General features: G+C 70.4%; 4 protein-coding genes. 3 read left to right on the forward strand and 1 reads right to left on the reverse strand.

Going from position 1 to position 3,370, the window contains the following annotated elements; all coding sequences use genetic code 11:
• The 3 genes from ACWEN3_RS43920 to ACWEN3_RS43930 form a co-directional block, all read left to right on the forward strand.
• A partial coding sequence (locus ACWEN3_RS43920; protein ID WP_452983584.1) for a DUF4232 domain-containing protein occupies positions 1–486 on the forward strand: 486 nt, incomplete at its 5' end.
• Positions 487–649: 163 nt separating this feature from the next.
• The gene (locus ACWEN3_RS43925; protein ID WP_452983587.1) at positions 650–1,444 is read left to right on the forward strand and encodes an SDR family NAD(P)-dependent oxidoreductase; all 795 of its coding nucleotides are present in this window, start codon (positions 650–652) and stop codon (positions 1,442–1,444) included.
• Positions 1,445–1,656: 212 nt separating this feature from the next.
• Positions 1,657–2,325, forward strand: coding sequence for an acetate uptake transporter (locus ACWEN3_RS43930; RefSeq protein ID WP_452983590.1), 669 nt, complete (start codon positions 1,657–1,659; stop codon positions 2,323–2,325).
• A gap of 45 nt (positions 2,326–2,370) precedes the next feature.
• On the opposite strand, the gene ACWEN3_RS43935 is transcribed toward ACWEN3_RS43930, so the two are convergent.
• On the reverse strand, positions 2,371–3,108 hold the full coding sequence (locus ACWEN3_RS43935) for a hypothetical protein (RefSeq protein WP_452983593.1): 738 nt from the start codon (positions 3,106–3,108) through the stop codon (positions 2,371–2,373).
• Positions 3,109–3,370: the final 262 nt, after the last annotated feature.

The following is a 3,370-nucleotide window of genomic DNA, read 5'->3' on the forward strand; positions in this document are numbered from 1 at the left end:
CCTCGTCCCGGGGCAGCTCCTCGTCGACCAGCAGCGCAGGCCGCCGGGGCCACGACGCCGACCTGCTCCGTCTCCGGCCTGACCGCCTCCTTCGGCCAGGGCCTGGCCGGCGGCATGAACCACCAGGGGGTGGTCCTCAAGCTGAAGAACACCGGCGCACACACCTGCCTGCTGCGGGGCTACCCGGGCCTGGGCCTGGAGAACGCCGCTCACCGGACGCTGCGCTCCACCACCCACTGGGGCGACACCTGGTACGCCAAGAGCCCCGCCAAGTCCACGCTGACGCTCCGGAAGGGCCAGAGCGCGGAGGCGGTCATATCCTGGACGCACGCCAACACCGGCACGTCGGACGCCGTCCATGCCTCCTACCTGGAGGTCACCCCTCCCGCGGCGACCAGCCACAAGACACTCGCCTTCCCGCAGTGGGTCGACAACGGTGACCTCCGCGTCACCGCTCTCGCCTACCGGATCCACATCAACGACTGAGCGAGGGGCGGGCCTTCCCCTCCGCGAGCGACGGCGTCGAGAGAGCAGGGCTGTGAGGCTCGACAGGCCGAGCGGCTCGCGCCCTTCGCCGGTTCGGCGCGCCGGACCGGCGCACGTGACGGACCGTGGCATCCGTTCTCGCACGAAGGGAATCCGCCCGCCCATGCACATCGACCTGACAGGACGCACCGCACTGGTCACCGGCTCCACGCAGGGCATCGGCGCGGCCATCGCCGTCGCCCTCGCCCGGGCCGGGGCCCGCGTGGGCGTCAACGGCCGCGACGAGCAGCGCGTGACCGACAGCGTCACATCGCTGTCCGGGCAGGCACCCGGCGCCGACCTGGTGCCGGTGGCCGCCGACGTCGCAGGCGAGGAAGGCGCGGCCCGAGTGGCGGAGGTCCTGCCACAAGTGGACATCCTGGTCAACAACCTGGGTGTCTTCGGCACCGCCGACCCGTTGGAGATCACCGACGAGGAATGGCGGCGCTACTTCGAGGTCAACGTCCTCGCCGCCGTACGACTCACCCGGCAGTACCTGCCGGGCATGACCGAACGCGGCTGGGGACGGATCCAGTACATCGCCAGCGACTCGGCGGTCGTCGTCCCCGCGGAGATGATCCACTACGGGATGTCGAAGACCGCGCTGCTGGCGGTGAGCCGCGGTTTCGCCAAGAAGGCGGCCGGCACCGGCGTGACGGTGAACTCCGTCATCGCCGGGCCCACGCACACCGGTGGCGTCGAGGACTTCGTGTACGAACTCGTCGACCGGGACCTGCCCTGGGAGGAGGCGCAGCGCACGTTCATGCGCGAGTACCGGCCGCAGTCCCTGCTGCAGCGGCTGATCGAGCCGGAGGAGATCGCCCACATGGTGGTGTACCTCAGCTCCGACCAGGCATCGGCCACCACCGGGGGAGCCCTGCGGGTCGATGGCGGGTACGTCGACTCGATCCTGCCCTGACCGTTCCGTTTCGCCGCACGTCGGCGGTCACCCCAGTGGTCCGCGCCTGACAGAGTGACAGTGGCGAAAAATGGGTACTAATGTGGTAAAAGGTGCAGTCGATGTTTCGGGTGGCTTCGGCGCTGCCCGCGGGCTCCCCCGTGGACATGGCGCGGGTGCCGGCCGGATGCCGGCTGAATCCGGTTCCGCCTTCATTCGAAGGGATTCCGGCCATGACTCATGAAACGAGCGGTCCCCTCCCCAAGCGGGAAGGCGCGGCGGATCCCCGGCCGGCCGGCTGGGGCGATCCGGCCCCGCTGGGTCTGGCGGGCTTCGCCATGACCACGGTGCTGCTGTCGATCATCAACACCAATCTCATCAAGGAACCCGCCGCGATCTTCCCGGTGCTGGCGGTGGCCCTGTTCTACGGCGGCCTGGCCCAGTTCGCCGCCGGGCTGTTCGAGTTCCGCCGGGGCAACACCTTCGGTGCGACGGCGTTCGTGTCCTACGGTGCCTTCTGGCTGTCCTACTGGTGGCTGGTGCCGCGGCTGCCGCTCGCGGGCCCCTCGCACAACGCGCTGGGCCTCTACCTGATCGTGTGGTGCATCTTCACCGCCTATATGGCCATCGCCGCGCTGCGGGTCAGCATGGCCGTCCTGGCCGTGCTCGTCCTGCTGACGCTGACCTATCTCTTCCTGGCCATCGGCGCGTTCCAGACCGGTCTCCCGCCGCACCCCATGACCGAGGTCGGCGGCTGGTTCGGCATCGCCACCGGTCTCATGGCCTGGTACGCCTCGGCGGCCACCGTCATCAACGACACGCATCGGCGCGCGCTGCTGCCGATCGGCTCACGCCACCCCGGCGGCGAGGTTGCGCGCGAGGAAGGGCTGCCCCGTCCCTGACCCGCGCCTCGGCCTCGTCGCGGACGAGGCCGCTTCCCCGCGCCGCTACTTCAGGATGTTGACGGCCCGGGCGACGACGAGGACGACGGTCACCAGGGAGATGGAGGACTGCAGCATCATCAGCATCTTCGACCAGCGGGACAGCGGCATGACGTCGGTCGGGCTGAAGGCCGTGGCGTTGGTGAAGGACAGGTACAGGTAGTCAAGGAACGCCGGTTCCCAGTCCGGGGGCGCCAGCTCCGGACTCTGCATCTGGACGAAGAGGAAGTCGGCGAACTGGTTCCGCCCCCGCACCCGGGCCATCGGGCCGCCGCGGTCCGACTCCCAGTACCACAGGGCGAACACGATGACGTTCGTCAGCCAGATGACACCGCCGGTCACCAGCAGCGGCCCGGCGTTCTCGCCGCCGCGGCCCGCCACCAGGTCCCCCACGAGCCTGACCGCCGCCCAGCCGTTCGCCAGGCTGATGACACCGGTCAGGACCAGGCCCAGCAACCGCAGCCGCCGCGTCCGGGGCTCCACACGCCGGGGATTCCCGGCGATCAGACCGGCCAGCAGTGCCACTTCCAGTGCGGGGAGTACCCAGACCGGACGCAGGAGCGTGAGCCGGTGCGGCAGTGTCAGCTGCAGGGCCACCGCCACCAGGATCACGGCGGTCACCGCCCAGCGCGGCTCGCCGCTGGTCGCCCGCCGCCAGGCGGGCGCCAGTTCCCGCCCACCGCTCTCCAGCAGCCGCTCGATCCTGGCCAGGCGGCCCGCGGCATCGTCCATGTCCTCGCTCATGACGAGAATTCTGCCGTCCGAGTCTTCCCCGGCGTGATCCGGCCGGGCACAACAGCGACCACACCGCATGGTGTCCTGCCTGGGAGTGACGAGCGGCGGCCGGCCTGTCCCAGCGGCCCGGGCAAGCCGATCAAGCTGACCGTGCACCCCCAGCGCGAGCACATCCCGCCGGGTCGATGTCGGCGTGGACGATCTTGGCGTACGGGGCGAAGCTGTCCAGCCTGCCGGTGACGCGGTCGTCGAAGCGGGCTCCGAGGGCGAC

Source organism: Streptomyces sp. NPDC004561 (assembly GCF_053602155.1).

Bases quoted from the DNA above. Each gene is read 5' to 3' on its own strand.
- ACWEN3_RS43930 (WP_452983590.1), top strand. From the start codon at position 1,657: ATGACTCATGAAACGAGCGGTCCCCTCCCCAAGCGGGAAGGCGCGGCG.
- ACWEN3_RS43925 (WP_452983587.1), top strand. From the start codon at position 650: ATGCACATCGACCTGACAGGACGCACCGCACTGGTCACCGGCTCCACG.
- ACWEN3_RS43935 (WP_452983593.1), bottom strand. From the start codon at position 3,108: ATGAGCGAGGACATGGACGATGCCGCGGGCCGCCTGGCCAGGATCGAG.